This is a genomic window from Pseudoalteromonas lipolytica (genome assembly GCF_001306915.1).
Taxonomy (GTDB): Bacteria; Pseudomonadota; Gammaproteobacteria; order Enterobacterales; family Alteromonadaceae; genus Pseudoalteromonas; species Pseudoalteromonas simplex.
Map to the genome: position 1 here is coordinate 111,213 of NZ_LJTC01000001.1, position 26,605 is coordinate 137,817.

At 40.9% G+C, this 26,605-nt stretch carries 30 protein-coding genes; 21 read left to right on the forward strand and 9 right to left on the reverse strand.

Going from position 1 to position 26,605, the window contains the following annotated elements; genetic code table 11:
* Positions 1-52 precede the first annotated feature (52 nt).
* The 3 genes from AOG27_RS00490 to AOG27_RS00500 are packed head-to-tail and all read left to right on the forward strand — an operon-like array spanning position 53 to position 3,056.
* Complete coding sequence (locus tag AOG27_RS00490) at positions 53-2,536, forward strand: intermembrane phospholipid transport protein YdbH family protein (protein WP_054551054.1); 2,484 nt, start codon at positions 53-55, stop codon at positions 2,534-2,536.
* The gene (locus AOG27_RS00495; RefSeq protein ID WP_054551055.1) at positions 2,529-2,711 is read left to right on the forward strand and encodes a YnbE family lipoprotein; all 183 of its coding nucleotides are present in this window, start codon (positions 2,529-2,531) and stop codon (positions 2,709-2,711) included. The genes AOG27_RS00490 and AOG27_RS00495 overlap by 8 nt, the downstream gene beginning before the upstream one ends.
* Before the next feature lie 9 nt (positions 2,712-2,720).
* Positions 2,721-3,056 carry a YdbL family protein gene (locus AOG27_RS00500; protein WP_054551056.1) on the forward strand — a complete coding sequence of 112 codons (336 nt, stop codon included), beginning with the start codon at positions 2,721-2,723 and terminating at the stop codon, positions 3,054-3,056.
* 75 nt (positions 3,057-3,131) lie between these two features.
* On the opposite strand, the gene AOG27_RS00505 is transcribed toward AOG27_RS00500, so the two are convergent.
* Together AOG27_RS00505 and waaA are read right to left on the reverse strand one after the other, a co-directional pair.
* Positions 3,132-3,674: a DUF1415 domain-containing protein gene (locus AOG27_RS00505; RefSeq protein ID WP_054551332.1), complete on the reverse strand. Its 543-nt coding sequence runs from the start codon at positions 3,672-3,674 to the stop codon at positions 3,132-3,134.
* Positions 3,675-3,724: 50 nt separating this feature from the next.
* Complete coding sequence (gene waaA / locus AOG27_RS00510; RefSeq protein ID WP_054551057.1) at positions 3,725-4,984, reverse strand: lipid IV(A) 3-deoxy-D-manno-octulosonic acid transferase; 1,260 nt, start codon at positions 4,982-4,984, stop codon at positions 3,725-3,727.
* A 154-nt stretch (positions 4,985-5,138) separates the two neighbouring features.
* Here waaA and AOG27_RS00515 point away from each other — a divergent pair, with 154 nt between their 5' ends.
* Genes AOG27_RS00515 through hldE form a run of 3 tightly spaced genes read left to right on the forward strand, consistent with a single transcriptional unit; the run spans position 5,139 to position 8,655 of the window.
* Positions 5,139-6,593, forward strand: coding sequence for a capsule assembly Wzi family protein (locus tag AOG27_RS00515; RefSeq protein ID WP_138599648.1), 1,455 nt, complete (start codon positions 5,139-5,141; stop codon positions 6,591-6,593).
* A gap of 32 nt (positions 6,594-6,625) precedes the next feature.
* On the forward strand, positions 6,626-7,216 hold the full coding sequence (locus tag AOG27_RS00520; protein ID WP_054551058.1) for an SIS domain-containing protein: 591 nt from the start codon (positions 6,626-6,628) through the stop codon (positions 7,214-7,216).
* On the forward strand, positions 7,216-8,655 hold the full coding sequence (gene hldE / locus AOG27_RS00525; protein ID WP_054551059.1) for a bifunctional D-glycero-beta-D-manno-heptose-7-phosphate kinase/D-glycero-beta-D-manno-heptose 1-phosphate adenylyltransferase HldE: 1,440 nt from the start codon (positions 7,216-7,218) through the stop codon (positions 8,653-8,655). Before AOG27_RS00520 ends, hldE begins: the two co-directional genes overlap by 1 nt.
* On the opposite strand, the gene AOG27_RS00530 is transcribed toward hldE, so the two are convergent.
* Positions 8,645-9,367, reverse strand: a complete 723-nt coding sequence (locus tag AOG27_RS00530; RefSeq protein WP_054551060.1) for a 3-deoxy-D-manno-octulosonic acid kinase — start codon at positions 9,365-9,367, stop codon at positions 8,645-8,647. The two genes, hldE and AOG27_RS00530, sit on opposite strands and share 11 nt — an antisense overlap.
* A gap of 124 nt (positions 9,368-9,491) precedes the next feature.
* Between AOG27_RS00530 and AOG27_RS00535 the strand changes: the two genes are divergently transcribed.
* The 6 genes from AOG27_RS00535 to glpG all read left to right on the forward strand — a co-directional run bounded on the left by AOG27_RS00535 (position 9,492) and on the right by glpG (position 14,720).
* On the forward strand, positions 9,492-10,553 hold the full coding sequence (locus AOG27_RS00535) for a glycosyltransferase family 9 protein (protein ID WP_054551061.1): 1,062 nt from the start codon (positions 9,492-9,494) through the stop codon (positions 10,551-10,553).
* Positions 10,550-11,095, forward strand: coding sequence for a D-glycero-beta-D-manno-heptose 1,7-bisphosphate 7-phosphatase (gene gmhB, locus AOG27_RS00540; protein ID WP_054551062.1), 546 nt, complete (start codon positions 10,550-10,552; stop codon positions 11,093-11,095). Before AOG27_RS00535 ends, gmhB begins: the two co-directional genes overlap by 4 nt.
* Positions 11,096-11,258: 163 nt before the next feature.
* Positions 11,259-12,455, forward strand: a complete 1,197-nt coding sequence (locus AOG27_RS00545) for a glycine C-acetyltransferase (RefSeq protein WP_054551063.1) — start codon at positions 11,259-11,261, stop codon at positions 12,453-12,455.
* Positions 12,456-12,510: 55 nt separating this feature from the next.
* Positions 12,511-13,536: an L-threonine 3-dehydrogenase gene (gene tdh, locus AOG27_RS00550; RefSeq protein WP_054551064.1), complete on the forward strand. Its 1,026-nt coding sequence runs from the start codon at positions 12,511-12,513 to the stop codon at positions 13,534-13,536.
* A 54-nt stretch (positions 13,537-13,590) separates the two neighbouring features.
* Positions 13,591-13,908 carry a thiosulfate sulfurtransferase GlpE gene (gene glpE, locus AOG27_RS00555; protein ID WP_054551065.1) on the forward strand — a complete coding sequence of 106 codons (318 nt, stop codon included), beginning with the start codon at positions 13,591-13,593 and terminating at the stop codon, positions 13,906-13,908.
* A complete protein-coding gene (gene glpG / locus AOG27_RS00560; protein ID WP_054551066.1) occupies positions 13,905-14,720 on the forward strand; it encodes a rhomboid family intramembrane serine protease GlpG in 816 nt (271 codons plus the stop codon). The genes glpE and glpG overlap by 4 nt, the downstream gene beginning before the upstream one ends.
* Before the next feature lie 41 nt (positions 14,721-14,761).
* Here the strand turns inward: glpG and AOG27_RS00565 are convergent, their stop codons facing one another.
* Positions 14,762-15,130, reverse strand: a complete 369-nt coding sequence (locus AOG27_RS00565) for a flagellar basal body-associated protein FliL (protein ID WP_371351978.1) — start codon at positions 15,128-15,130, stop codon at positions 14,762-14,764.
* 201 nt (positions 15,131-15,331) lie between these two features.
* Between AOG27_RS00565 and AOG27_RS00570 the strand changes: the two genes are divergently transcribed.
* A complete protein-coding gene (locus AOG27_RS00570; RefSeq protein ID WP_054551068.1) occupies positions 15,332-15,877 on the forward strand; it encodes a chorismate--pyruvate lyase family protein in 546 nt (181 codons plus the stop codon).
* On the forward strand, positions 15,874-16,752 hold the full coding sequence (gene ubiA / locus AOG27_RS00575; protein ID WP_054551069.1) for a 4-hydroxybenzoate octaprenyltransferase: 879 nt from the start codon (positions 15,874-15,876) through the stop codon (positions 16,750-16,752). The genes AOG27_RS00570 and ubiA overlap by 4 nt, the downstream gene beginning before the upstream one ends.
* Here ubiA and AOG27_RS00580 read toward each other — a convergent pair whose 3' ends face one another.
* From AOG27_RS00580 to AOG27_RS00595, 4 genes are all read right to left on the reverse strand, one after another.
* Complete coding sequence (locus tag AOG27_RS00580; protein WP_054551070.1) at positions 16,753-17,373, reverse strand: 2OG-Fe(II) oxygenase; 621 nt, start codon at positions 17,371-17,373, stop codon at positions 16,753-16,755.
* Between the two features lie 139 nt (positions 17,374-17,512).
* Positions 17,513-18,400: a LysR family transcriptional regulator gene (locus tag AOG27_RS00585; protein ID WP_054551071.1), complete on the reverse strand. Its 888-nt coding sequence runs from the start codon at positions 18,398-18,400 to the stop codon at positions 17,513-17,515.
* A gap of 119 nt (positions 18,401-18,519) precedes the next feature.
* Positions 18,520-20,046 carry a response regulator gene (locus tag AOG27_RS00590; protein WP_054551072.1) on the reverse strand — a complete coding sequence of 509 codons (1,527 nt, stop codon included), beginning with the start codon at positions 20,044-20,046 and terminating at the stop codon, positions 18,520-18,522.
* A gap of 51 nt (positions 20,047-20,097) precedes the next feature.
* A complete protein-coding gene (locus tag AOG27_RS00595) occupies positions 20,098-20,505 on the reverse strand; it encodes a DUF2721 domain-containing protein (RefSeq protein WP_054551073.1) in 408 nt (135 codons plus the stop codon).
* Between the two features lie 86 nt (positions 20,506-20,591).
* On the opposite strand from AOG27_RS00595, the gene AOG27_RS00600 reads away from it, so the two are divergent.
* The 3 genes from AOG27_RS00600 (at position 20,592) to tsaD (ending at position 22,607) form a co-directional block, all read left to right on the forward strand.
* The gene (locus tag AOG27_RS00600; protein ID WP_054551074.1) at positions 20,592-20,957 is read left to right on the forward strand and encodes a DUF2007 domain-containing protein; all 366 of its coding nucleotides are present in this window, start codon (positions 20,592-20,594) and stop codon (positions 20,955-20,957) included.
* On the forward strand, positions 20,941-21,531 hold the full coding sequence (locus tag AOG27_RS00605; RefSeq protein ID WP_054551075.1) for a YjaG family protein: 591 nt from the start codon (positions 20,941-20,943) through the stop codon (positions 21,529-21,531). The genes AOG27_RS00600 and AOG27_RS00605 overlap by 17 nt, the downstream gene beginning before the upstream one ends.
* A 62-nt stretch (positions 21,532-21,593) precedes the next feature.
* Positions 21,594-22,607, forward strand: a complete 1,014-nt coding sequence (gene tsaD, locus AOG27_RS00610; RefSeq protein ID WP_054551076.1) for a tRNA (adenosine(37)-N6)-threonylcarbamoyltransferase complex transferase subunit TsaD — start codon at positions 21,594-21,596, stop codon at positions 22,605-22,607.
* 9 nt (positions 22,608-22,616) lie between these two features.
* Here the strand turns inward: tsaD and plsY are convergent, their stop codons facing one another.
* Positions 22,617-23,219 (reverse strand): glycerol-3-phosphate 1-O-acyltransferase PlsY, encoded by a 603-nt coding sequence (gene plsY / locus AOG27_RS00615; RefSeq protein ID WP_082389157.1) that lies wholly within the window; start codon positions 23,217-23,219, stop codon positions 22,617-22,619.
* A gap of 227 nt (positions 23,220-23,446) precedes the next feature.
* On the opposite strand from plsY, the gene folB reads away from it, so the two are divergent.
* From folB to mpl, 4 genes are all read left to right on the forward strand, one after another.
* A complete protein-coding gene (folB, locus tag AOG27_RS00620) occupies positions 23,447-23,803 on the forward strand; it encodes a dihydroneopterin aldolase (protein ID WP_054551077.1) in 357 nt (118 codons plus the stop codon).
* A 2-nt stretch (positions 23,804-23,805) separates the two neighbouring features.
* Entirely contained in the window at positions 23,806-24,294 is a 489-nt protein-coding gene (gene folK / locus AOG27_RS00625; RefSeq protein WP_054551078.1) for a 2-amino-4-hydroxy-6-hydroxymethyldihydropteridine diphosphokinase, read from the forward strand.
* On the forward strand, positions 24,291-25,094 hold the full coding sequence (locus AOG27_RS00630; RefSeq protein WP_054551079.1) for an undecaprenyl-diphosphate phosphatase: 804 nt from the start codon (positions 24,291-24,293) through the stop codon (positions 25,092-25,094). Before folK ends, AOG27_RS00630 begins: the two co-directional genes overlap by 4 nt.
* A gap of 159 nt (positions 25,095-25,253) precedes the next feature.
* Positions 25,254-26,597 (forward strand): UDP-N-acetylmuramate:L-alanyl-gamma-D-glutamyl-meso-diaminopimelate ligase, encoded by a 1,344-nt coding sequence (gene mpl, locus AOG27_RS00635; RefSeq protein ID WP_054551080.1) that lies wholly within the window; start codon positions 25,254-25,256, stop codon positions 26,595-26,597.
* The last annotated feature ends 8 nt before the right edge of the window (positions 26,598-26,605 follow it).

Sequence of the window (26,605 nt, forward strand, 5' to 3'; positions counted from 1 at the left end):
GAAGCGAGAAGCGAGAAGCGAGAAGCGAGAAGCGAGAAGCAAGGAGAGTTTTTTGAGTTTTAAGCGGGCGTGTGTTGGGTTGCTAGGTATCGTGCTAAGCATGGTGCTGTTGGCGTATTTGTTCAGATTACCACTGACATCGTGGTACTTAACGCCTATGCTCAGTAAAAATGGCGCTGAGCTTCACTGCATTGATTGGTCATTAACTCGCAAGCTTGATTTGAATATCGAGAAATTATGCTTAACCTACCAAGGACAGCAAATAGAGTTAGCTGGCATTATTGCGAATAAGCAGCAGGTTAGTGTTTCTCGAGCCAATCTTATAATTAGTAATCAGAGTAATAATCAACAACCTGACACTTCACAAACTGAATTTAAAAAGCTTGCCTTGGTATTACCCGAGCAAAGACCGCTAATTCGCATTGAGCAGCTTGATGTAGTCTCACCGTTTACCCAAAATCCTGTTAGGTTGGCGATACAAGAAAAACGCCTAAACCATTTTTCGATTTTGCGGGATCTTAATGCAGATGTTGAAATATCTAATTATGAAGTCAAAGCCAACATCACCTTTGATGAGCAAGTGGCAGAGCGATTCGTAACATTGCCAACAAGCAGCCATTTTACTATTCAGTCACAGATTAAGTTTGATGGAATTTCAGCTGCAATTGAAAGCTCAATCAATGCAAGTTATCAGCATGCTGTAGGGGAGTGTGACCTAGGTTTTGCCAGTGAAGGGCAATTGAGTGCTAAGTATCAATTAAATCAACAGCATTTATACGCGGATTTATCTGCTTTACAAAATCAACTGAGCGCAAACCGAGACTGCTTAAACACCATCGCAGACCAACAGCATCAATCATTTATTGAAGCGCAGTTACCACTTACTTGGCAGTTACACATTGAAAAACCAGTGATTGTAGAAGATAAAAATCTTTCAGCCCCAATCATAAAGCTGCAAGCTATAGAAGGGCAAAGTGAGGTGACAGTCAGTAATACATCCCTTTCTTTGCTGGATCCGCTCACATCACTGAATAGCCAAGTTAGCATTGATTTTAATAGTAAAGATATAGATGAGCTTAAGCTCAAAGCGAATTTGCATGAAAGTAGCGTTAGCGCTGATTTTCAACTGTCGGTGGATTCACTACCTGCATTTTTAGATTTTCAGGCTGATGGCGCTTTGACTGAGGGTGTTGGGGTTGAAGGTATTGGGGCTAAAGGAAAGCTAAATATCGATGAGTTATTTACTAGTCCTACAGCTAAACTGAATACCAATATTAGAGTTAAAAATGCCCTAATATCGGGTGCACAGATAGCTGATTTTAGCAGCGCAATTAACGCTGAGTATAATGCCCAGCAGCACCTCGTTGTTAACGCTAATAGCAAGGTTAAATCATTAACTTATGATGATATTAACGCAGCAAAAATTAGCAATGAGCTTACTCTTAGTACAGATCTCAGTGTGGGGGAGTTATTTGCTGATATTGATGCCAAAACCACAGCCGCTAAATTATCAACAGCAGAGCTTAGCTTAAATAAGTTGTCTGTTGTGTCAAAAGCTCTTCAAAGCCGCGCCTTGCAGGCAACGCATCATGTGTTTGCCGATGGCTTTGAAGCGCTTGTTAGCCATCATATGTCTGAGGTTGCTCACCCATTTGAATTAGTGATACCAGAGCAGGCAGTATCCAAGCTAAACCCGATAATTGCTCAGTTTGAGCCGCTTGCTACCGTCACTGATGGAGTCGTTTCGGGCAATATAAAAGGGGATGTAAATCTTCAACAAGCACAAGGGCGCGTGCAAATAAGTAAATTCAGTGCGCTTTATAATGATTATCTAGCGAATGATTTTGCAGTGAATTTGAACGGCACGTTTAATTCAGGGCAGCTTAATATTGCAGCGACTAAATTTACACTCAATGAACTGCGCGCAGGTGCCGTGGTCAAAAATATACAAGGTCAGTTGCAGGTAACAGCTAATCAGCCTTGCGCAGCTAATCTAACTGGTCAGGTTATGGGCGGGGCATTTGTGGTGAATAAGTATTGCCCACTCAGTGATAACCAAACCGCGACTGTTAAATTTGAAAATATTGATGCCAGTAAATTGGTCACCCTTGATGCTGAATCAGGGATTAGCTTAAGTGGGCGCTTAGCAGGCACTTTACCCGTTGTAATAAGTCAACAGGGTATCGAGGTAAAGCAAGGGCAGTTAGTTAATCAGGGTGATGGTAAATTACTGATCACTAATAATGCGGGCTTTGAAGCGGTAAAAGCGCAGCAACAAGAGCTGAGTACCACGCTGAGTTTACTTGAGAATTTAGATATTAAAAAACTACGCAGCAGTGTTAATCTCAAACCGGATGGTTGGTTACATTTAGGTGTAAATTTAGAGGGTTATAATGAAGCGCAGCAGCAAGCAGTGAACTTTAATTATAATCATGAAGAGAATGTATTTACTTTACTTAGAGCGCTGCGTTTAAGTGATGAAATTACTCAAAGAGTTGAGAAAGAGTATGCAAAAAAAGGAAGCAATGATGGCTAAGTGGTTAGTAATGCTGACGGCGGTAGGCATGCTGAGTGCCTGTACGCATCGTGTTGAGGTGGCAGCAAAAGAGCCGATTACAATCAACTTAAATGTAAAAGTTGACCATGAGATCCGCGTAAAAGTGGATAAAGAACTAGATACCTTATTCAGTGATGACAGCGAATTATTCTAAGGAGCACACATGCGTAAATTACAACTTAAAAAACTAAATGTGATCACCTTGATCAGTGCTGTTTGTTTATCTTTCTCTGCTTGGGCTATCAGCCTTGATGATGCAAAAAGCCAAGGCCTAGTGGGTGAAGACAGCTCCGGCTATTTAGGTTTAGTGGTTAATAATAGCGAAGCAAAAGCGGTCGTTGATGAAATTAATGCAAAGCGTAAAGAGCAATATTTAAAACTTGCGAAAAAGAATAACCTTTCGTTAGCGCAAGTTGAAGCCCTTGCTGCGGCTAAAACTATCGAAAAAACGAAGCCGGGTCACTACATTGAAGTGAACGGTGAGTGGGTAAAAAAATAGCTCACTAAATTTAATAGCTATAAAAAATAAAAAGCCAGCATTGCTGGCTTTTTATCTATTAAACGCCGGTAGGTGTTAGCGCTTATCGATGCAGTTTTGCAGCAGCTGCTGCCAAAAGTCGATGCCTTTGCGTCTTGTAAGTTTAATGTTGTGCTCTGGGATCGATTCAGGTTCATCGTAGCTGTCTAACGCTTCGCTCATGCTGGCTTCACGGATCAAATGCAGTGTTGGGTAAGGTGCACGATTCGTATAGTTTGCAGCATCGCTGTCATCGCTATCAGCAAACACATAGTCAGGATGAAAGTTGGCTATTTGATACTTACCTTCATAGCCTTGCGCAGCTAAAAGCGCATTGGCTAAATCGACTAAATCTAAGAACTCTTCAAAATCTTTAAAGCCTTGCTCAAATATTAACAAAGTGGTTTCGCGCTCTGCTTGTTGGTCTAACGCGCTACATTGCTCAAGCATATCCATTACTGCATCATCAAGCGTAATAGACTGACTGATTTGATAATGAATGCAATTGCTTTCAACTTCTTTACGGGCAAACGGGCAGAAATTGTATTTTACGATTACGCTTGATACCCATTCGCGCATTTGTATTTCTGGGCGGTTCATCGCTTGCTTTGATGTCACATTATTTCTCTATTCTATTTTACTTTTCTATCTTACTTTTCTAAGTAATGCTCAATTAATTTAACCGTTTTACTAATGGCGCCTTGGTTGTTAGCAACGCATTTCTGAGCTTGTTGACCGAGCTTAATCGTCTCCTGTACATCACTACTCAAAGCGATAAGTGTGTCAGCAAGGTGATTTTCATCGGTAACAGTTTTTGCTCCTTGAGCACTAATCAGCTCAGGATAAATATGGTCAAAGTTATAGGTATGAGGACCTGCTAATACGCCAACAGAAAACGCTGCTGACTCTAACGGATTATGGCCGCCTCGCTCGATTAAACTACCACCAACATAGCTGATGTTTGCCACACCATATAAGCATTGTAACTCACCTAACGTATCAGCTAACACAACTTGTTGCTTGTTATAGTTATCTTCACTGCGACGACTAAAGCTCAAATTTGAGCTTTTTAAAACTTCAGCGACTTTATCAAATTGCTCTGGGTGACGTGGAGCAATAATCAAAAGTGCGTGGGGTAACGCTTTTAAAAGCTTTTCATGAGCAGTTAAAATAAGCTCGTGTTCAATAGGGTGAGTAGAGCCTGCAACCCAGATAAATCGCTCGTTGTTATATTGGTTTTTAAGTGCTGCGACTTTATTTAATTGCTCATCTGTAGGGGTGATATCAAATTTAATTGAGCCAAACACGCGTGTCTTTTCAGGCTTTAAACCAAGTTCAATAAAACGTTTGGCATCATCTTGATTATGACTGGCCAGATCGCTAATAGAGTGCATGATCACCTTAGTTAAAGGCATTACCTTTTGGTAGCCTTGCTGTGATTTAGCTGAAAGCCGGGCATTTAAAACAAGTACCTTTGTGCCGTTATTGTTGCTTTGCGCCATCAGGTTTGGCCAAAGTTCCGTTTCTAAAATACACAGTACCTTTGGCTGGATACGTTTTAAAAATCGCTTCGTAGCGAAGAAAAAATCAATCGGTAAATAACAGCAGCTAACCGCATCTTTAAAGTTATTTTTTATTTGTTCGCGACCCGTTGGGGTATTGCAGGTTACTAAAATAGTAAGTGTTGGGTTTTCTGATTGAACGGCCTTTATAAGCGGCGTTGCAGCTAACACTTCACCTACAGAGGCACAATGAAAAACAACATCGTGATGAGATAAGTTCGAAAAGCCAAAGCGCTCAGCAAAATGTTCACGGTAACCCTTATTCTTTTTGCCGCGTAAAACATACAGGTAAAAAACAACCAGTGGGCTTAGTAGGTATAAAAGTAAAGAGTATAAAATGCGCGCCATTGCTTAGCCTATATAGGTAAAACGTTATGATAGCGTGGAACCTTTGGGATCTAAATATAAAATGTTAAAAAGGGTTATTAAAGAAAGTTTTAAAGTGTTTACTGTTAGCTAATTTGGTAATATTTCGGTTACTTAATAAATCAACGAAGCAGTTATGAAATTTAAAATGATAAAAGCCTCGGTAATTGGTGCTTTTCTAAGTTGTTCAATGCCTTTATTTGCAGCACCTACCGCCTACTTACCGATTGGCATGGATGCACAGCTTGATCATCAATTAGATACTTTGTTTGCCTTAACCACAGGCGCGCCTATGGTTAAACCTTATCGTTTATCGGAAGTAGAAAGTGCGCTTCTTGAGCTTGAAAAAAAAGAGCCAGGACTAGTCGCAGCTATCCGTTATAAAATAAAGCCTTATCAAAGTGATGATGCAGTAACACGTGCAGGTGTTAAATTACAAGTTGATACAGACAACAGTAAAAAAATAGCAAATCAACGCGGACTTAGCTCTGATGAATGGGGACAAGGCTTTTTTGAAGGTATTTGGCGTGCCAATGATTACACGCTAGTACAGGTTGGAGTTGATTACCGAGCGAAGGCAAATAAGTTTGTAAATTACAATTCGTTTATTAGTTTTGCTGGTGAAGATTTACAGTTAAACCTTGGGTATAAAGAACATTGGTTCTCGCCGTTTAAGCATTCTGCACAAATCATTTCAACCAACGCAAAAACAGCCCCGTCAATTTCGATTGGTATGGTAAAGCCTGCTCATAATTGGTGGAATTTTGATTTTGAATTGTATTATTCAGAGTTAGAACATGTTGAGAATGGTATTTTATATCAAGGTGAACTTCATAGTGGTACGCCTAAACTTGCGGGTACTCACTTCAGTATTGAACCTATTAGTGGTTGGAAAATTGGCCTTAACCGAATGATGCAGTTTGGCGGTGGGCCTCGTAAAGTAGATGCTGGAGATGTATTTGACGCTTTTTTTGATCCTGCCGGAAATGATAATGTTGCATTAGTAGGTAGCTCTGATGCGGAGCTGGGCGATCAGTTCGCTTCAATTACAAATGTAATTAACTTTAATTGGGGATTGCCAACAGAGCTTTATTTTGAATACGGTGGTGAAGATACTAAAGAGCACAAAAACTATCAGTTTGGTAATGTCGCTTATAGTTTAGGGGCTTTTTTCCCAAAATTAACAGACTCAATAAGTTTTAGATTTGAACATACCAATATGCACAGCTTTTGGTATAAAAACTATATTTATCCTACTAAGGGTAATACGGTAGATGGATTTGTTGTTGGACATTTTGCTGCAGATCAGCGTTACTTTGGTGACGGCGTACCGTCTGAAGTAAATGTTTTAGAAGTGACTTATTCTGAATCTTTTCAGTCTCTATGGCGTGCTAAAGTTTCAACCATTTCGAATAAAAGTAACTACGAGTATGATATAGGTGGATTTAGTCGAGAATACGATGATGCAATTGAACTTCAACTAAGTAACACGCGTCAATTAAACGAGCATACATTAGAGACAACTCTTACCTATGGTGAAGATGTTTTTGGCGATAACTATACTTGGTTATCTGTAGCCTATTTTTGGTAAGCAAAGCCGTTAATACTTTTTAAGGAATATTTATGTCAAATCTTGATTCTGTAGCGGCAAGCTACCTAGAAAGTTTAAATCGTCATCAAATGTTGTTTGAGACGATGGAAACCTACCACCCTGAAGTAATGAAACTACTAGAAGCTTGTCACAGTGCTTTACAAGCAGGTGGTAAGGTTATTTGGTTTGGTAATGGTGGTAGCGCGGCTGATGCACAGCATTTAGCTGCTGAGTTTGTTGTGCGTTATAAATTGGAGCGCGGTCCGCTGGCTTCTATCGCATTGACAACAGATACCTCAATTTTAACCGCTCACAGTAACGACTATCATTTTGATACTGTATTTGAGCGCCAAGTGCAGGCGTTATGTAAGCCTGAAGATTTGGTGATTGGCTTAACCACATCTGGCACTAGCCCTAACATCAATCTTGCACTGGCAGCGGCAAATGAAATCGGCGCCTTTACTGTGGCATTAACAGGTCGAGATGGTGGTAAGGTAAAAGATATCGCTAAGCTACCTATTATTATTAAAAATGATGAAACCGCGCGTATCCAAGAGGCGCACATGTTTATCGGGCATTGGTTATGCGAAGCCATCGATATGGTTGTAGCGGAGCAAAAGTAATGGATTTAGCGTTACTAAAAAACCTTTCAAAGGCGCGTATTTTAGTCGTTGGTGATGTCATGCTAGATAGATACTGGCATGGCGACTCAGGTCGTATTTCGCCTGAAGCCCCTGTACCTGTTGTAAAAGTCAGTAAGTTTGAAGACAAAGCCGGTGGTGCAGCAAACGTTGCAAAAAATATTGCCCGTTTAGATGGTAAAGTGGGTCTACTAGGCTTAGTTGGTGAAGATGAAAGTGGGCAAATCCTCGAAACAATTTTAAGTTCAGAGAAAATTGATTCGCAATTAGTGAGTGTTTGCGATTTACCGACTATTTCTAAAATGCGAGTAATCAGCCGCCATCAACAAGTTGTGCGTCTTGATCTTGAAGAGACCTTTACTGAGCAACACAGTCAACTGTTATTAAACCGTTTAGAGCTGGTTTTAGATGACTACGATTTTGTGTTGTTTTCTGACTACAACAAAGGCTCTCTGAGCTTAATTCAACAAATGGTTCAGGTTGCAAAGAAAGCAGGTAAAACGGTGCTTATTGATCCTAAATCATCTGATTTAAACTTATACCGTGGTGCCGATTACATAACCCCTAACTTAAACGAATTTAAACTTGCTGGTGGTAAAACTGATTCTGAGCAAAACTTGACTGACAGCGCTCGTGATCTAATCAATGAGGCTGGTATTGCAGCGATGCTATTAACGCGCTCAGAGCAGGGCATGTCGTTAATTAGCCAAGCAGAAAAACATGATTTTGCAGCCCAACAACTTGAAGTCAGCGATGTTACTGGCGCAGGCGATACCGTAATCGCGACATTAGCAGTGATGCTTGGTGCGGGAATGGCTGCAAAAGATGCAGTTGAAATTGCCAACCTCGCTGCTGGTATTGCGGTGAGTAAACTGGGTGCCGCAACCGTGTCCCCAGAAGAGTTGAGCCGTAAACTTGGTCAATATTTACAGCAAACCGGCGAGCATTACCAAACGCCGTTTGAAGATGTGCTTCAGCATATTGAGTTTGCTAAGCAAAATGGTGAAAAAATAGTTTTCACTAATGGTTGTTTTGACATTCTTCACGCAGGTCATGTGCGCTATCTTGCTCAGGCTAAAGCACGAGGTGATAGGCTGGTTGTTGGTTTAAATAATGATGAGTCAATCACTCGCTTAAAAGGCCCAGAAAGACCAATTAATCCATTGGATGAGCGTGCTATGGTATTAAGTGCGCTTGCGTCAGTTGATTGGGTTATTCCATTTGGCAGCATTGAAGAAAATGACACGCCAGCTAAGCTGATTGAGCAAATTAGCCCTGATGTGCTAGTAAAAGGCGGCGATTACACCGTTGACCAAATTGCTGGTGCCGATCATGTTCTACGCCATGGCGGAAAAGTCGAAGTACTTGAGTTTCTTAATGGCTGCTCAACATCAAACGTAATTAGCAAAATTAAGTCTTAAGCAATGCTTGGTAGTCACACACCAGTGACTGCCAATCACTTTGTTGCCAATGCATCACTTCATTACGGCCTTGCTCTTTTGCAAATGAACGGGCAAGGCGCTTAATGTTCTCTGTTTGCCAGCTAGCATGTGGCTGTTTGATTTCACCGCGGTCAAAGTCAATGATAAACACCTTACCTGTATCATCGAACAAGATGTTATTGATGTTTAAATCTGCGTGATAGACGCCATGATTGTGAAATTCGCTGAGAGTGACTGCTATCGCTTTTAGCTCAGACTGGCTAAGTGGACGCGTGATTAAAATATCTAACACGCTTTTTGCGCCTGTTACTGCTTCGGTGATGATATCGCCGCGATAGATTAAGCCGTGGTTGGTCACTTTTGCCGCAATGGGTGTCGGCACATTTAGGCCAAGCTCAAGCAAACGCATCATCAGTGTAAATTCTTTATAGACACGAGTTTGCTTCAAACCAACATATAGGTACTGATCGCTCAGTAACTTACCAATTAAACCACCACGCCAATAGTGACGAAGAACGCCTGTAAGCTGTTGATGTTTAAAAAACCACGCTGTTGCGCGACCTTTTTTTGCACCAACGATTTTATCTTGTTGTTGCCAATAATTGGCATCGAACCACTGTTGCGTGAGCTCATCTTTATAAGCTGGGTGACACAAAAGGGTGGTGTTCTGCAGATGCTGAGTTTCAAACATAACAACTTCAAGATTAAATAAAATTAGCGCTATCTTACCGTATTTTTAGCTTTTCGCATAAGTGCTTGCATTAGCATCAAGTTAATTTAAGATCGCATATTATTTGCTGTAGCTAAGGGCGCACGTGACTCAATCAACCTCCTATTCAGATATTTGCATTTTAAGGCTTTCGGCTATTGGTGATGTATGTCATGCCGTATCAGCAGTGCAAGCAATTCAAAAGGCACATCCGAAGGCAAAAATTACCTGGGTGATTGGTAAAGTTGAGGCTATGTTACTGGCCGATTTACCAGGTGTTGAGTTTGTTGTGTTCGATAAAAAGCAGGGCAAACAGGCTTATCAGCAACTTAAAGACACGTTCAAGGGGCGTAAATTTGATGTGCTATTACATATGCAAGTCGCACTCAGAGCGAATTTAGCAGCCCGTTGTATTCCTGCAAAGATCAAAGTGGGGTTTGATTGGGCACGCTCAAAAGAGTTGCATAGTTTGTTTATTAATAAGCGTATTGCCCCGCAATCAGAGGCGCATGTATTAGAAGGTTTTAAAGGCTTTGCTCAAGCAATTGGCATCCCTGATTACAAACCTCAATGGCAAATGCCAATTACTGAGCAGCATCAACAAGCAGCCGATGCGCTATTAGGTGAAGAACGTTTAACTGGGCGTATTTTTGTTATCTCGCCTGCGGCAAGTAAAAAAGAGCGAAATTGGTTACCTGAGCGTTATGCTGCACTTGCTGAACATGCTCATCAACAAGGCTTTTCGGTGGTTATTACTGGCGGCCCAACCCCTTTAGAGATTGAACTTGCCGAGCAAATTATCGCGCAGAGTTCGGCACCTGTGCTTAACTTAGTAGGGAAAACTCAACTGAAAGAACTGCTATGTGTTTTGAAACGTGCTGCGTTAGTGTTAGCTCCTGATACTGGGCCTGCGCATATGGCTGTAACGGTAGGAACCCCTGTTATTGGTTTGTATGCCCACTCAAACCCAAAACGCACAGGACCTTATTTGTATCAAGAGTATGTTGTTGAGGTTTATCACCAAAATTTACGTGAACAAACAGGCAAAACAGCGCAACAGCTACCTTGGGGAACACGCGTTAAAGGGGCTGATTTAATGGCGCAAATAAGTGTAGAAAAGGTGATTTCGATGTTTAACCACGTGGTAGATAAAGAGCAATTGTCATGAGCAAAGTTTTATTTTTAGACCGCGATGGTGTGGTCAATATTGATCATGGCTATGTATACAAACCAGAAGAGTTTGAATTTGTACCCGGTGTATTCGAGGCGTGCAAAGCTTTTGCTGATGCTGGTTATAAAATTGTGGTGGTAACTAACCAGTCGGGTATTGGCCGTGGTTATTATTCAGAACAAGATTTTTCCAACCTCACAGAGTGGATGAAGGGCGAGTTTTTAAGTAACGGCGTTACTATTCTTGATGTCTATTTTTGTCCGCATCATCCAAGCAAAGCAGAGCCTGCCTATTTGCAAGAGTGCAACTGTCGCAAGCCTGCCCCAGGTATGCTTTTACAAGCCATTGATGAGCATCAAATCGACCCATCACAAAGTATTATGGTCGGTGATAAGCTTGGCGACCTTATTGCCGCTGAAAGAGCCAATATCGCGACCCGTGTTTTAGTTCGCTCAGGGCAAAGTTATGCTGAGTCAACAGAGCAACATGCCGATATTGTTTGTGAATCTTTAGCTGATTTACCCAATTTATATTTATAATTTATGAGGTAAGACCAGTTTAAGTTCACAAACCCACACCAGTTGAGGGTTTGCGACGAACTGCAAACAGTGCAATTGTTCGTCTAAGCTTTTACAATAGGTGCAAAATTTAAATTCATGCTAATCATTTCTGATTAGGTACAAGAATATGTGGAGATTACAGATGAGAGCATCTGCGTTTTTTAATCAGTTGCAGCAGCAAATTGATGAAGTGAAAGCTGAGGGCTTATACAAAAGCGAACGTGTTATCACGTCGCAGCAACAGGCTCAAATTGAAGTTGCCTCTGGTGATAAGGTTATTAACTTTTGCGCTAATAACTACCTTGGCTTAGCAAATAGCCCAGCGTTAATTAAAGCTGCTCAACAAGGCCTTGATGATCACGGTTTTGGTGTAGCGTCTGTGCGCTTTATTTGTGGTACTCAAGATATCCATAAAACTTTAGAGCAAAAGATCTCTGAGTTCTTAGAAACAGAAGACACCATTCTTTACTCATCATGCTTTGATGCAAACGCAGGTTTATTCGAAACAATTCTAGGTCCAGATGATGCGATTATCTCTGATGCGCTAAACCATGCTTCGATCATTGATGGTGTACGTCTTTGTAAAGCAAAGCGTTTCCGCTATGCAAATAACGACATGAGTGACCTTGAAAAGCAACTTATTGCTGCTGATGAAGCGGGCGCTAAAACTAAGTTAATCGCTACTGACGGCGTTTTCTCAATGGACGGCGTTATTTGTAACCTTGAAGCGGTTTGTGATCTTGCCGATAAATATGATGCATTAGTGATGGTTGATGACTCTCACGCTGTTGGTTTTGTTGGTGAAAATGGTAAAGGTACGCCAGAGTACTGCGGTGTACTAGACCGTGTTGATATCATCACGGGTACCCTTGGTAAAGCACTTGGTGGCGCATCAGGCGGTTACACATCAGGTAAAAAAGAAATTGTTGAGTGGTTACGCCAGCGTTCTCGTCCTTATCTTTTCTCAAACTCACTTGCACCATCAATTGTTACTGCATCAATTAAAGTACTTGAGATGCTAAGCAATGGCGGCGAGTTACGCGCTAAACTTTGGGATAACGCAAAGTATTTCCGTGAACAAATGGAAGCTGCAGGGTTTACCTGTGCAGGTAAAGACCACGCGATTATCCCTGTCATGTTAGGCGATGCTAAAGTTGCCTCAGCCATGGCTGACAAATTACTTGCTGAAGGTATTTACGTAACAGGTTTCTCATTCCCAGTAGTACCTAAAGGCCAAGCACGTATCCGTACGCAAATTTCTGCGGCGCATACAAAAGAGCAATTAGATACCGCTATTGCTGCCTTTACCCGTATTGGTAAAGAAATGGGTGTTATCTAATTTTATTTCCTAAACCGAAGCTTTTGCTTCGGTTTTGTTTAATTGAGTATAAATCATGAAAGCATTATCTAAATTAAAAGCAGAACCAGGGATCTGGATGACTGATGCGCCAAAACCTGAAGTTGGCCATAACGATCTGCTTATTAAAATCCGCAAAACAGCAATTTGTGGAACAGATGTCCATATTTATAAATGGGATGAGTGGGCACAAAATACAATTCCTACGCCAATGGTTGTTGGTCACGAATATGTAGGTGAAGTGGTCGATATGGGTCAGGAAGTACGTGGTTTCCAAGTTGGCGACCGTGTTTCTGGCGAAGGCCATATTACCTGTGGTCACTGTCGTAACTGTCGCGCCGGTCGTGTGCACTTATGCCGTAATACAACAGGTGTTGGTGTAAACCGTGAAGGTGCATTTGCTGAATACCTTGTGATCCCAGCTTTCAACGCATTTAAAATTCCAGATAACATTCCAGATGAACTAGCATCAATCTTTGACCCATTCGGTAATGCAGTACACACAGCGTTGTCGTTTGACTTAGTCGGTGAAGACGTATTAATCACAGGTGCTGGCCCAATTGGTATCATGGCAGCTGCTGTTGCCAAACATGTTGGTGCACGTCATGTGGTTATCACCGATGTGAACGAATACCGTCTAGATTTAGCGCGTAAAATGGGCGCGACTCGTGCTGTAAACGTAGCAACTGAAAAGCTTGAAGATGTAATGAAAGAGCTTGGCATGACTGAAGGCTTTGATATTGGTCTTGAAATGTCAGGTGTGCCAGTAGCATTTAACAGCATGCTAAACAACATGAATCACGGTGGTAAAATTGCCATGTTAGGTATTCCACCTTCAGATATGGCGGTTGATTGGAACCAGGTTATTTTCAAAGGTCTAATCATTAAAGGGATTTATGGCCGTGAAATGTTTGAAACTTGGTACAAGATGGCGAGTCTAATTCAGTCAGGCCTTGATCTGAAACCAATTATCACTCACCAGTTCTCCGTGGATGACTTCCAAGCAGGCTTTGATACAATGATTTCAGGCCAATCAGGTAAAGTAATCCTCAACTGGGATTAATACCGAGTAATTTGATAAGGCGGCTTTGGCCGCCTTTTTAGTTTAGAGAGTACTATGTCGTATAAACATATTTCAGTGAGCGAAACATTTGCGCTGTTAGATAAAGAAGAGGTTGTGATTGCTGATATTCGCGATCCTAACTCATTTCAAACGGGTCATATCCCAGGTGCTGAGCATTTATCAAATGCCAACATCAGCGAATTTATGATGCATAAAGAGTTTGACCAGCCAATCATCATCGTTTGTTATCATGGTGTGAGCTCTCAAGGTGCTGCTAGCTATTTAGTTGAGCAGGGGTTTGAAGACGTATACAGCATGGATGGTGGCTTTACAGCTTGGCAAGCGCAACTTCCGGAGCATATTGAACGATGATTGAGTTGGGTAGCATAAATAATCCTCGCGCCGCACAAGGCTTTATAGATTACATAAAAAGTAAGGGCTTACATGGAGAGCTGCGCTCGCAAGATGGACAAACTGTGATTATTTGTGTTGCTCCAGAGCACTTTCATCAAGCCCAATCTCTTTGGCAGGAGTTTGCTGCTAACCCTCATGACGAAAAATACCAACAAGCTTCATGGCAGGTAGGCAGTACACAATCGCCTCTGTCATATCAAGGGCAATCCCTTAATTTAAAAGCTCGCTTTAAGGCATTAAGCTGGCTAAACCGTACAGTTACTCTAGTCTCGATAGCTATATTTATTGCCTTCTTATTAGGTGGTTTTGAAACTATTTACAGTATGTTGCAGTTCAACCCTGCACAGCCACTAACTTGGTTTACACCTGCCATTGTGCATTTTAGCGCTATTCATCTTATTTTTAATCTGATCTGGTGGATGACGCTGGGTAACGATATAGAAAAACGCAGTGGCAAATTAACCTTAGTGGGTTTATTTTTAGTGACGGCATTCATTAGTAACTGGGCACAGTTTTTAGTAGTTGGGCCTAACTTTGGTGGTCTAAGCGGCGTTGTGTATGGTTTACTGGGTTTTTGTTGGATTTACAGCGTAATGAGGCCAACAGAGCCGCCACTAGTAAGTAATAGCATTGTCGGTTTTATGCTGGTATGGCTTATTCTAGGCTTTGTAGATATGTTGCCTGTGAGTATGGCGAACTGGGCGCATTTAGCGGGGTTATTGGCTGGTATGGCTTATGCTGTGTCAGACAAGCTGCTTTCACGCAAATAATCGCGTAAATAAAAATGGCGGCTAATGCCGCCATCTTACAATTAATGATATAAATACTTAGTAAATAACACTTCTCGGACAATCTCTTGTCCTGTTTCTTGTTTTAGTAGTGCTTTTAGCTTTTCGGTACAGCGCTTTCTGATTTCTTCGCGGCCGGTCAGCGATTTAATGTTTTCTTCTGGCTCTTTGGAGAGTATTTCAACAATCGCATCACGCAATAGTGGAGTGTGGTGTTCTACGATTGCGATATCAGATAGATCATTGAGCATGAGATCCACCGTAATACGAACATAGCCAAGCTTTTTATTACCTTGGCCTATGTAGTTAGTGATGATGTCAGGCTCAAAACCAAAGTAGCCAACATTTGATTCAGCGCGTACAGACCAACTTGTTGCAGTAACAAGTAGCATGCTTATCAAGTAAATTGATAACAATGATTTTTTCATAGTTAAGAATATTCCACCCTTTCAATGATTTTTAGTCTATACCCAAATTCACTTAAGATACAGGCTGTTCTGCGTTTTTTAACCCAGCTTGAGATTAAATCATGACTTTTGCCAAACGTGCAGCAGTGATATCATTTGCACGGTTTTTAAAAATAATGAGTCGTTGTGATCACATTCCCAGTTTCATTAGCTGCAAATTGGCAGCCTGCTTCAGCATTTCCAGATTTGACGCAACAACAGCAAAGTTGGCTGCTTGAGGCTGGGTCTTTAACAGCTAAGCTTAAAAGTCACTGTCAGGCCTTTTCAGTTAAAGTTTTAAACGAAGCACCTTTTGACCTAACCTGCGAGCAACAAGCGTTACTCAATACCCCTTTAAGTCAGGCATTAAATCGCGAAGTATTACTTCTTTGCGATGGTAAACCAATGGTTTATGCACAAAGCTGGTTGCCGGCAGATGATACATTAAAAAAGCAGCAGTTACTAAGTATGGGGACAAGGCCGCTGGGCGATGTTATTTTTCAAGACCCAAGCTTATCGCGCACGGAGATAGAAGTTGCTGAGTTTTCACAGCAGCACGCTATTCAAGCCTTAACAGCTGAAATAGGCTACTCTTCACAAGCATTGTGGGGAAGGCGCAGTGTATTTAGCTTATCTAATGCTCATTTTCTCGTGGCTGAAGTATTCTTACCTGGAGCGTATATCTACCTATGAAGCTAGCTGCACTTAAGGTCGCACATATAGCTTACTATAAGCAATTAATGCGTACCGATAAGCCAATAGGCACTTTATTATTATTGTGGCCTACTTACTGGGCGCTATGGCTTGCCGAGCTTGGCACGCCTAGCTTATTAAATTTTGTGGTATTTAGTTTGGGTGTCTTTGTGATGCGCAGTGCCGGCTGTGTAATTAATGACTTTGCCGATCGTAAAATCGATGGCTCAGTTAAGCGTACAGCTCAGCGACCGCTAGCAGCAGGTTTAGTATCAAGTGGTGAAGCTCTGAGCTTATTTGTACTGCTCATTGTGGTGGCGTTTGGTTTAGTGTTAACACTTGGATGGTCAACAATATTATTATCGTTTGGTGCCTTAGCATTGGCGTTTTGTTATCCATTTATGAAGCGTTACACCCAGCTGCCGCAAGTTGTACTTGGCGCGGCATTCAGTTGGGCTATTCCAATGGCCTATATGGCATCAATTGGCTCAGTACCATTAGAAGCCTGGCTCCTATTTATCGCGAATCTTTTTTGGACTGTGGCTTATGACACCATGTATGCCATGGTTGATAGAGATGATGACTTAAAGATTGGCGTTAAATCGACAGCAATCTTGTTTGCCAGCTATGACAGACATATCATCTTTTTACTCAATGCCTTATTTATTGCGATTCTTGCTTACATAGGTATGAGTCATCAGCTTGGCTTGCCATATTGGCTGGGCTTAGCTGCAGCGGTTGGTTTTTTACTTTATCAACAAACGCTTATTCATAAACGAGAGCGAGAGCCTTGCTTCAAAGCATTTTTGAATAATCACTATGTGGGGTTAGTGATTTTTATCGGTTTAGCAGCATCCTTGCCACTGTCCTTTTAATTATCTTGGTGGGTCGATAATACCGCTGATTGAGGCATTTTTTCTGAACCAACCCGCAATAGAGTAGCGTACATCGTTTGCGGGTAATACTTCATGCATAAAGCGTTCGCTTTCAAACATCACCAATAAGCCCGCTTGAGGTTTAATGACTATTTCAATCTCTTTACTCTTTGGTTTGTAGATCACCAATTCACCGCCAGATTCTGGCGTATTTAAGTAACAAACCGTTGTAAAAATGCGATTAGAACGGCCTTTGAAGGCATCATAGTGCTTTTTATAAAAGTCACCTTGTTGATACTTTGCATAATGGCATTCATAGTCAAATAAGCCTAAATAAAAGCCACGGTTTAACTGTGTCTTTATTGCTTCCATGGTCGCCAGATAAGTAATTTGTGCTTGGCTTGAGCTATCAAACCAAAAGGTTTTATCTTTACGCACAGTTTTATCTATTTGTTGGTCGTTTAATCGGCCAATACCTGCGGTATGAAAATGCGGATTAATGCGATAGCAATCGGCAATTAAATCAGCAATTAAGCTTTCATTAATCGCGTTTTCAACAACAGCATAACCAGTACGTTCAATAGCATCTAAGTATGTGTCGGTAATAAGCGGTGCGGTCATTCATGTGAACAATCAAAAAAAGGTGCGTAAGTGTATATGAAAAATTGTGTGATGCACGCTTTTTATGCAGTAAAAATGAAGAAATAAAAAAGATTGGCTAGCCTGATTAATTACAGGCTAGCAGTAGATTAAATAGCTTCTAACCTTGGCTTGAAAGGGCCGTTTTTTCAATGAGATCGAGTAAGTGGCTAACGTGAGAATTCTCATTGATTTGTTGGTTTGTTTGGATTATTAGCTGGTCGTGTGCGATACCTTTATTAGTTTTTAATAATAGTAATTCCGGATCAGATGACACACTATTAGCATGCTCAATGCTGGCAATCGCGATATGGTTTGATTTTTTCAGACCATCCATAACTTGTTCAATACTGCCTACTTTGATGCTTGATGTCTTATCAAAAGAATCAATTGCATCGTTTAGCATAGATTGCACTTGTTTTGACTGTGAAAAACAGCTGTACATAGGGTAGTCAGCTAAGTCGCGTTTACTAATGTCACTTTTATTTGCAAGCGGGTGATTTTTAGCCACGAAAATGATTAGTTGATCAGGTAAATGTATATCGCTGCCAATGCTGTTCATCGCTTGCGAACATACACTGATATCAATTTCACCTAATTGCAGTTTACGTACTAGTTCACTTTGCTCTTGCAGCTGCATCTCGATTTTCACATGAGGGTACTGCGCTAAAAACTGACCGCAAGAAACAGGCACAACCGTGCTCGCTTTGTTGGTGTAGCCAATAATCAGTTTTTCACTTGCGCAGCCGTTTAATGATTCAAATAAATGCTTCTTGGTTTCTTCAAGATTGTCGAGAGTTTGTTTTGCATACTCTAGGAAAAGCTCACCTTCTTTGGTTAACTTTACTGAGCGAGTAGAGCGAGTAACTAGCTCATAACCAATTTCATCTTCAAGTGTTTGAATACTTCTAGTTAATGCAGAAGTGCTTATTTGAGTTTTCTCTGCAGCTTGGCGGAAATGCCTTAGCACGCCTAATGCTACGAATTGTTCAAGTTGTTCAAATCTCACTTTAATAGTCCCTTGTTATAAGTAAGCCCTACATCCAGGCGGTACAATTTTACATCACGAGAGGCATAGTAAAGTATTGTACCCGTATTGGGAAGTACTTGTTTTACAGAAAAGTTACATCAATCAGGATAACGTTCCTTAATTTCTAAGAAAAGCGCTAAATTTTCAAGTAGCTGATCGACTAAAATTGGATCAAAATGTTTCCCACGTTGCTCTTTTATCAATGAGAGAGCATCATCGAGTGGCCATGCTTTTTTGTAGCATCGGTCACTGCAAAGTGCGTCAAATACATCTGCAATTGCAGTAATTCGACCAACAATATCGATATTATCACCAATTAGTCCTTGCGGATAACCAGTTCCATCCCATTTTTCATGGTGTTGGTAGGAAATTAAGGCCCCACAGTTTAATATTTCGTTTGTTGAGTTTTTTAGTATTTCATAGCCAGTTTCGGCATGAGTTTTCATTATTTCCCATTCTTCATCAGTGAGTTTACCAGGCTTATTTAGAATCTTGTCTGGAATACTAATTTTACCAATATCATGTAATGGTGAAGCCAGTTTAATGATTTCACAGCGGAACGAATCCAAGCCATATAATTTTGCGAGTAACTCACTGTACAAAGCGACACGTTTAACATGTGAGCCAGTTTCCTTTGAGCGCTTTTCGACTGCTTCGCCAAGAATATACGACAACTCTTTTTGTGACTCTTTGACCATTTCTCTAAGCTTTAAGTTGTCATAAGCAAGTGCGATATTATTGGCGTAAAATTCTAGCAGTTGATAGTCTGTATTTTGCAGCTTTGAACCTTTATTGACATACAACATAGTTTCAAGGCCTGCTTTTGTTGGAAAGTAGCCAATGTAATCTGTGCTGTTTTTTAAAGACGATTTTCTTTCATGTGCATCAATAAATAAGTTTTTTACATCCTCAGGAATTTTATTTTTACATGGAGTTGGCTCAACACCTGAAGCGGCAAGTAATTGAAAGTCATTAGCTGGCGATGATTGCAGGTTAACCGCAGCGGCACAATATATTTCTCTGTCACTTATCCCCATTACGTTAGTAACATGGTTTAAAATTGTGGAGGCAAACTCTTGCACACTATCACATTTTAGGAAATTGGCTGAGGCATTGATAATTTGTTCGAGGCCATGTTTATGATGATCAATAATCTGAATATCACGATGTGAACGTAGCGCTGAATAGAGCAAAGTTTTCATTTTTATCGCGGTGAGCTCAGTTTTATTTTTGTAATCATTGATATCGTAATCACGAATGATGGCTTCTTCAGGGGCTTCCCCAGGCTGACCTGTACGCAGTATTAAACGTATATCATGGTTTTCTATTTCATCGCGGATGTATTGAATGAGATCGAGGCCTGCGTGGTTTGTTTCCATTACCACATCAACAAGTGCCACTGAAAATGGAGTTCCTTTACCTAAAAGCTCTCTCGCTTCAGCAGCAGAATAGGCATGATAAAAGCGAAGCGCTTTATTTTCAAAAGTGAACCCAGCTAATACTAGTTTCGTAACTTGATGAATATCTTCTTCATCATCAACAACAAGAATATGCCAGTATTCAGCCTCTTCCGTACCTACATTATTTTCTTCTAAGGATTCTTCAGAAAATAAAAAATCATCCACAAAAGCACCACTTATTGTTATATCTCATACAATAAGTATAGAGGGTGAATTTTACTCTGCCTTATCTGAAAGAGGTTTTTTTTCGATATTTTTCAATTCAATCTCGATTGCATCGCAAGAAATGTGGATCTCATACAAAGAGGTGAGAAGCGACAAGGCTAAGCACGCGAGGCTGATGCCAAATAAAATGATTCCAGTAGTATTAAATTCTATAAATAATGCAAACATTGATAAGGTACACATTAAAAAAGAGGCAACACCATAAACTTGCATTACGCGAATTAATTTAATGCGTTTTCTTAAATTGGTAATCTGTGCAACAACTAATGGGCGGATACTTTCTCCTTCACGTGCATTGAGCTCTCGAATAAGCTGAGCAAGCACCAAAAAACGGTTGGTGTAAGCAAGTAACAGTAAAGAAATTGCTGGGAATAACAATCCCGGTGTTGTTAAAGTCATGTGGCTACCTTGAAATAAGCATTGCAGCGAAGTTAGTTGCTAGCCTAGTTTAGGATTTAAAGATAGAAAAGTAAAAGGGAAGTGATTTGCAAAACAGTAATTTAAATCAACCTGCGAAGCAGGACCCATTCACTTGGGTAAAAGTGTTTCAGGCTGAAAATGGCTTAGAGGCAAACATTATTAAAGGGCTTTTAAAAAGTAAAGGGATCGAATCGCAACTGCAAGGTGAGCTTTTACAAGGGGCGCTTGGGGAGATCCCATTTGAACAAACAGGGGTCGATATACTTGTTTACGCATTAAAAGAGCGCCAGGCGCAAGAAATATTGCTAAACTACCGGCAATTAAAACAATCGGCTCCTGACTGGGTATGCCCAAAATGTCATGAGCTTAACGGAGCAACATTTGAAATATGTTGGTCTTGTGGGACTGTAAAGAATGACGAAAGCGAATAATTTTCAACGTATTAGAGAATTAAACTATTTGCAAAAAGCGGTATTAGGTGGCGCATTACTTGAGCGTATGTTGCCTAATTATAGCTTATTTAGTGAAGCAACAGGGTTCGGTGATGCCGCGGTTTTTCGTAGCGCATTGAGTGTTTGCTGGGAAAAAATCTTACTGCCAAAAAGTAAAATCAGCCTTGAAAAGCAAATTGAAAAAATTGAACCAAACGTGCCAGAGCTTACTGACTTTGACATGTTTGGCACCTATCCCGCAATCGATACAGCGACAGCTTTGCTTGGCATGCTGCACGGTTTGATAGCCAAAGATGAACAAGAGTTTTTAAATATTAGTAAAATTTCACAGGCTTCAGTGGCTCGTTTCATTGAATATCAACTAACAGTGGATGGTGAAATTGCTGATAACAAAGCTGTTCGTGAACACCCTTTAATGCAGTATGAAATTGATGTGCTTGCAGAGCTTATTGATTTTGTAGAGCAAATGGGCCGAATTACCTCAGAGAACGTAAAAGAGCTTAAGCAGCTTGCGGTATCTGACGGTCAAACCAATATTGGTATTGCAATTTAATATTCAGTAATGCGTATTTTCACTGTAAAATACGCATTTGTTTTTTCTTGGCGGAGTAATTGATGCGAATTTTAGGTATTGAATCATCATGTGATGAAACGGGTATTGCCATTTATGATGATGAACAAGGCTTATTAGCACATCAACTGTATAGCCAAGTAAAAGTACATGCTGATTATGGCGGTGTGGTTCCTGAGCTTGCTTCACGCGATCACGTACGTAAAACCTTACCTTTGATTGATGCTGCCTTTGCACAAGCTGGCTGTGGTCCTGAAGACTTAGATGGCATTGCATACACCGCAGGCCCTGGACTTGTTGGTGCACTCCTTGTGGGAACTTCTATTGGTCGCTCACTGGCTTATGGTTGGAATATTCCAGCGGTTGCTGTACATCATATGGAAGGTCACCTACTTGCGCCAATGCTTGAAGAGGACAAACCGGAATTTCCGTTTATCGCACTACTGGTGTCTGGCGGCCATACTATGATGGTAAAAGTATCTGGCATTGGTGAATACGAAGTGCTGGGAGAGTCAGTTGATGACGCGGCTGGTGAAGCATTCGATAAAACCGCGAAGTTATTAGGTCTTGATTACCCTGGTGGCCCGCGTTTAGCAAAACTTGCGGAGCAGGGTACGCCTAAGCGTTTTGTATTTCCACGTCCGATGACTGATAAACCCGGCTTAGATTTTAGTTTTAGTGGTTTAAAAACGGCGGCATCGCTTGCTATTCGTGATAGCGATGATGACGAGCAAACCAAAGCTGATATTGCTCATGCATTCCAAACAGCGGTAATTGATACCTTAATCATTAAATGCAAACGTGCATTAAAGCAAACTGGTATCAAACGTTTAGTGATCGCCGGTGGTGTGAGTGCAAACGTGCAATTGCGTGCGCAACTTGAACGAGTAATGCAAGGCATGAAAGGGCGTGTGTATTACCCGCGCACAGAGTTTTGTACAGATAACGGTGCAATGATTGCTTACGCTGGTATGCAGCGCTTAAAGGCAGGGCAGTTTGCTAGCCTTGATATGAAAACTAAGCCGCGCTGGCCTATTGATTCACTCGAAGCGCTTTAATTTACATCACTATTCCTGCTCTGGGGCTTTCTTCTTAGCCCCTACTTTAGGTTCTTCCCCAGCCATCAAGCGAGTAATGTTTGCTCTGTGGCGGAAAATTATCAGTACGGTTAAAAAGGTAACTGGCAGAGTATACAAAGGTTTTATCCACCAAGTATAAATAGGCGCTAATGAGACCGTAACCAGTGCCGCGAGAGATGAGTAACGCGTGATAGCAACAATTAAAAGCCAAGTTGTAATCAACATCCCCCCTAGCGATAAACCAATGGGTAATAACGTGCCAAAAGCGGTCGCGACGGCTTTACCACCTTTAAAGCTAAAAAACAGTGGATACATATGGCCCAAACAAGCAGCTACACCAATTAAACCTAACATTAGTGGCTCTATCTTTAAAAAGTAAGCACCCCAAACAGGAATGGTTCCTTTTAAAATATCAAAGACAAGAACTAAAACAGCGGGGACTTTACCACCAAGGCGATAAACATTTGTAGCACCCGGGTTATTCGATCCATGACTGCGTGGGTCTGGTAGTTTAAACAGCCGAGATACAAGGATAGCGGAAGAGACCGAACCTAGTATGTAAGCCAAAACTAACATTAAAACTTCTAACACGCGCTTCCTTATTTTTTAATCTGCACTTTTGGGCTATCATTGGCGGCAAAACCATTTGCCACTCTCGTCGAGTCGGATGTAAGCACCCTATGCAATGCATCTATTCGTTATTGTAGGGGTAATTTTTACATATTAAAACAGTATGACAGCTTATATAGCGCATTATTAAAATTAATAAGCGTTAAGGCTGAGTATTGTTTTTAATATTTATGTCGCTTGGAGTATCAATGGACAAGGTATATATATCACAACTGCACGTAGACACCATCATTGGCGTGTATGATTTTGAAAAAGAAAGTAAACAAAGCCTGTATTTTGATATCGAAATGTTATGTGATATTTCTGCCGCAGCGGCGACAGATGATATAAATTTGGCTCTTGATTATGCCAAAGTGAGTGAGCGAGTGATTGAGCACACAACGGCTAAACCTGTTGAGTTATTAGAAACTTTAGTTGAGCAATTAGCTGCCATTATTTTAGTTGAGTTTGCGACCAGCCAAGTCACTATTCGCGTGAGTAAACCAGCCGCAGTGCCACAAGCGCAAACTGTTGGAGTTGAGATCACCCGATGTAAGGCAAATTAGAGATGGCGCAAATTTTTATAAGCCTAGGTTCTAATGTCAATAAAGAGCATTATCTTCGACAGGCGCTTATCGCGCTGAAAGCTTACTTTCCTGATTTTATTCATTCATCAGTATACGAAAGTGAAGCGGTGGGGTTTGCAGGTAGTAATTTTTATAATTCAGTTGTTGCAGCAAAAACAGATATGCCATTAGCTAAACTATGTAAACTACTGAAACAAATTGAACTTGATAATGGCCGCACCCGTGAAGATAAAAAGTTTAGCCCGCGGACATTAGATCTCGATTTATTGTTTTATGATGACATTATCTGTGAAACACCTGCGCAATTACCGCGGGATGAAATAACCAAAAATGCGTTTGTATTACAGCCTCTTGCTGAAATAGCGCCTGATTTTTATCACCCCGTAGCTAAGCTAACTTTGGCTGAGTTATGGAATAATTATAACAACCCCCAACAAAAACTATGGAAGGTGGAGTTTTCTAACCCATGAGTATTATTGAGATAATTGTTTTAGCCCTGATCCAAGGATTGACTGAGTTTTTACCTATTTCGAGCTCAGCGCATTTAATTTTACCCTCACAAGTTTTAGGTTGGCACGATCAAGGCTTAGCATTTGATGTGGCTGTTCACGTTGGAACCTTAGGTGCAGTTGTATTGTACTTTAGAAAAGAAGTGGTCGATATTCTTGGTGCTTGGTTTAAGTCGTTTGGTGCACAAGGTGCAACCGATGATAGTCGTTTAGGCTGGTGGATTATTGTTGCGACTATTCCTGCATTATTAATTGGTTACTTATTCAAAGATTTTGTAGAGAGCTACTCGCGTAATGCATGGGTTATTGCCACCTCAACCATCGTATTTGGTTTGCTACTTTGGTATGCCGATGCTAAAGCAAAGCAAGTTAAAAATATTTACCAAGTAAACTTTTTTAGTGCGCTATTGCTGGGCTTTTCACAAGTGCTTGCTATGGTATTCCCTGGTACATCCCGTTCAGGTATTACTATTACAGTGGGTTTAATGCTGGGCCTAAACAAACAAAGTGCTGCGCGTTTTTCATTTTTAATGTCAATTCCAGTTATTGCTGCAGCAGGTTCATATTATGTGTATCAGTTGGCTACTGCAGGTGAGGCGATTGATTGGCATGCAATTTTACTAGGCGCTGGTTTATCTTTTATATCTGCGTATGCGTGTATTTTCTTTTTCTTAAAAGTGATTGAGCGCATGGGCATGATGCCATTTGTTATCTATCGCTTACTATTAGGTGTTGGTTTGTTTGCATTCTTAATGCTGTAAACAGGCTTTAAACTTAATTTAAAAACACCTCACGTTGAGGTGTTTTTTTATGTTGGCTATTTGGCAAAAGTCTAATGCCGTGTAGTAATGGTAAGTAAAGCTTATATTTGGCATTATAGCGCCTTACTTATCTCTTATTCATTTTGCTCAGGACAGTAGATGCATATTCATATTCTTGGAATTTGTGGCACCTTTATGGGTGGTATTGCCGCAATCGCTAAATCGTTAGGTCACACAGTGACAGGCTCTGATCAAAATGTGTACCCGCCGATGAGCACACAATTAGAAGAGCTAGGTATAAAGCTCACTCAAGGATATGACGTTGCCCAACTAGAACCTGCGCCAGATATGGTGGTAATTGGTAATGCTATGAGTCGAGGCAATCCTTGCGTTGAGTACGTACTTGATAAAGGCTTACCTTATACTTCTGGCCCAGAATGGTTAAAGCATAATTTACTGCAAAATTCGTGGGTGTTGGCTGTAGCAGGCACACACGGCAAAACAACCACAGCTAGTATGCTAGCATGGTTACTTGAATACGCAGGAATGACACCGGGCTTTTTGATTGGTGGTATCGTGCAAAACTTTGGTGTGTCTGCTCGTGTTGGCGAAACACCATTTTTTGTTATTGAAGCCGACGAATACGACACGGCGTTTTTCGATAAACGCAGTAAATTTGTACACTACTTACCGCGTACCTTAATTCTGAATAATCTTGAATTTGATCATGCTGATATTTTTGAAGATTTAAACGCGATAAAGAAACAATTTCATCATTTGATGCGTACATTACCCTGTAGTGGCAAAGTAATTTGGCCAAGCCAAGACGAAGCACTACAAGATGTGATTGAACGTGGCCTTTGGAGCGAAAGCGAAACACTGTTAGGTGATTGGGATTACCGCTTACTTAAAGCTGATGGTAGTGAATTTGAAGTGCTACTAGATTCACAAGTACAAGGTGTTGTCAGCTGGCAAGCCATGGGCGAGCACAATGTCAAAAATGCCATAATGGCCATTGCAGCAGCCAGACACGTAGGCATCGCGGTATCAGTCAGTATTGCAGGCTTAGCTGAGTTTATCTCTCCTAAGCGTCGTATGGAGCTGAAAGCCGACATTAACTCAATAAAAGTGTATGACGACTTTGCCCATCATCCAACGGCAATTAAAACGACCTTAGCAGGGCTACGTGCAAAAGTAGGCACTGATAAGATAGTTGCTATTTTAGAGCCTCGTTCAAACACTATGAAAATGGGCGTGCATCAACAAACCTTAATTGATTCACTCGATGCAGCAGATGATGTGTATTTATTTGAGCCAGAAAATTTAAGCTGGTCGCTGAAAGAATATGCAGACAAAGCAGGTATGCATTGCATGAAAAGCACTGAGGAAATCATTACTCAGGTTGTTGGCAACAGTGCGCCGTCACAACATATTTTAATTATGAGTAATGGTGGTTTTGAAGGTATTCATCAGCGTTTAATCACTGCTCTTGAACAAAACTAACCAGTATA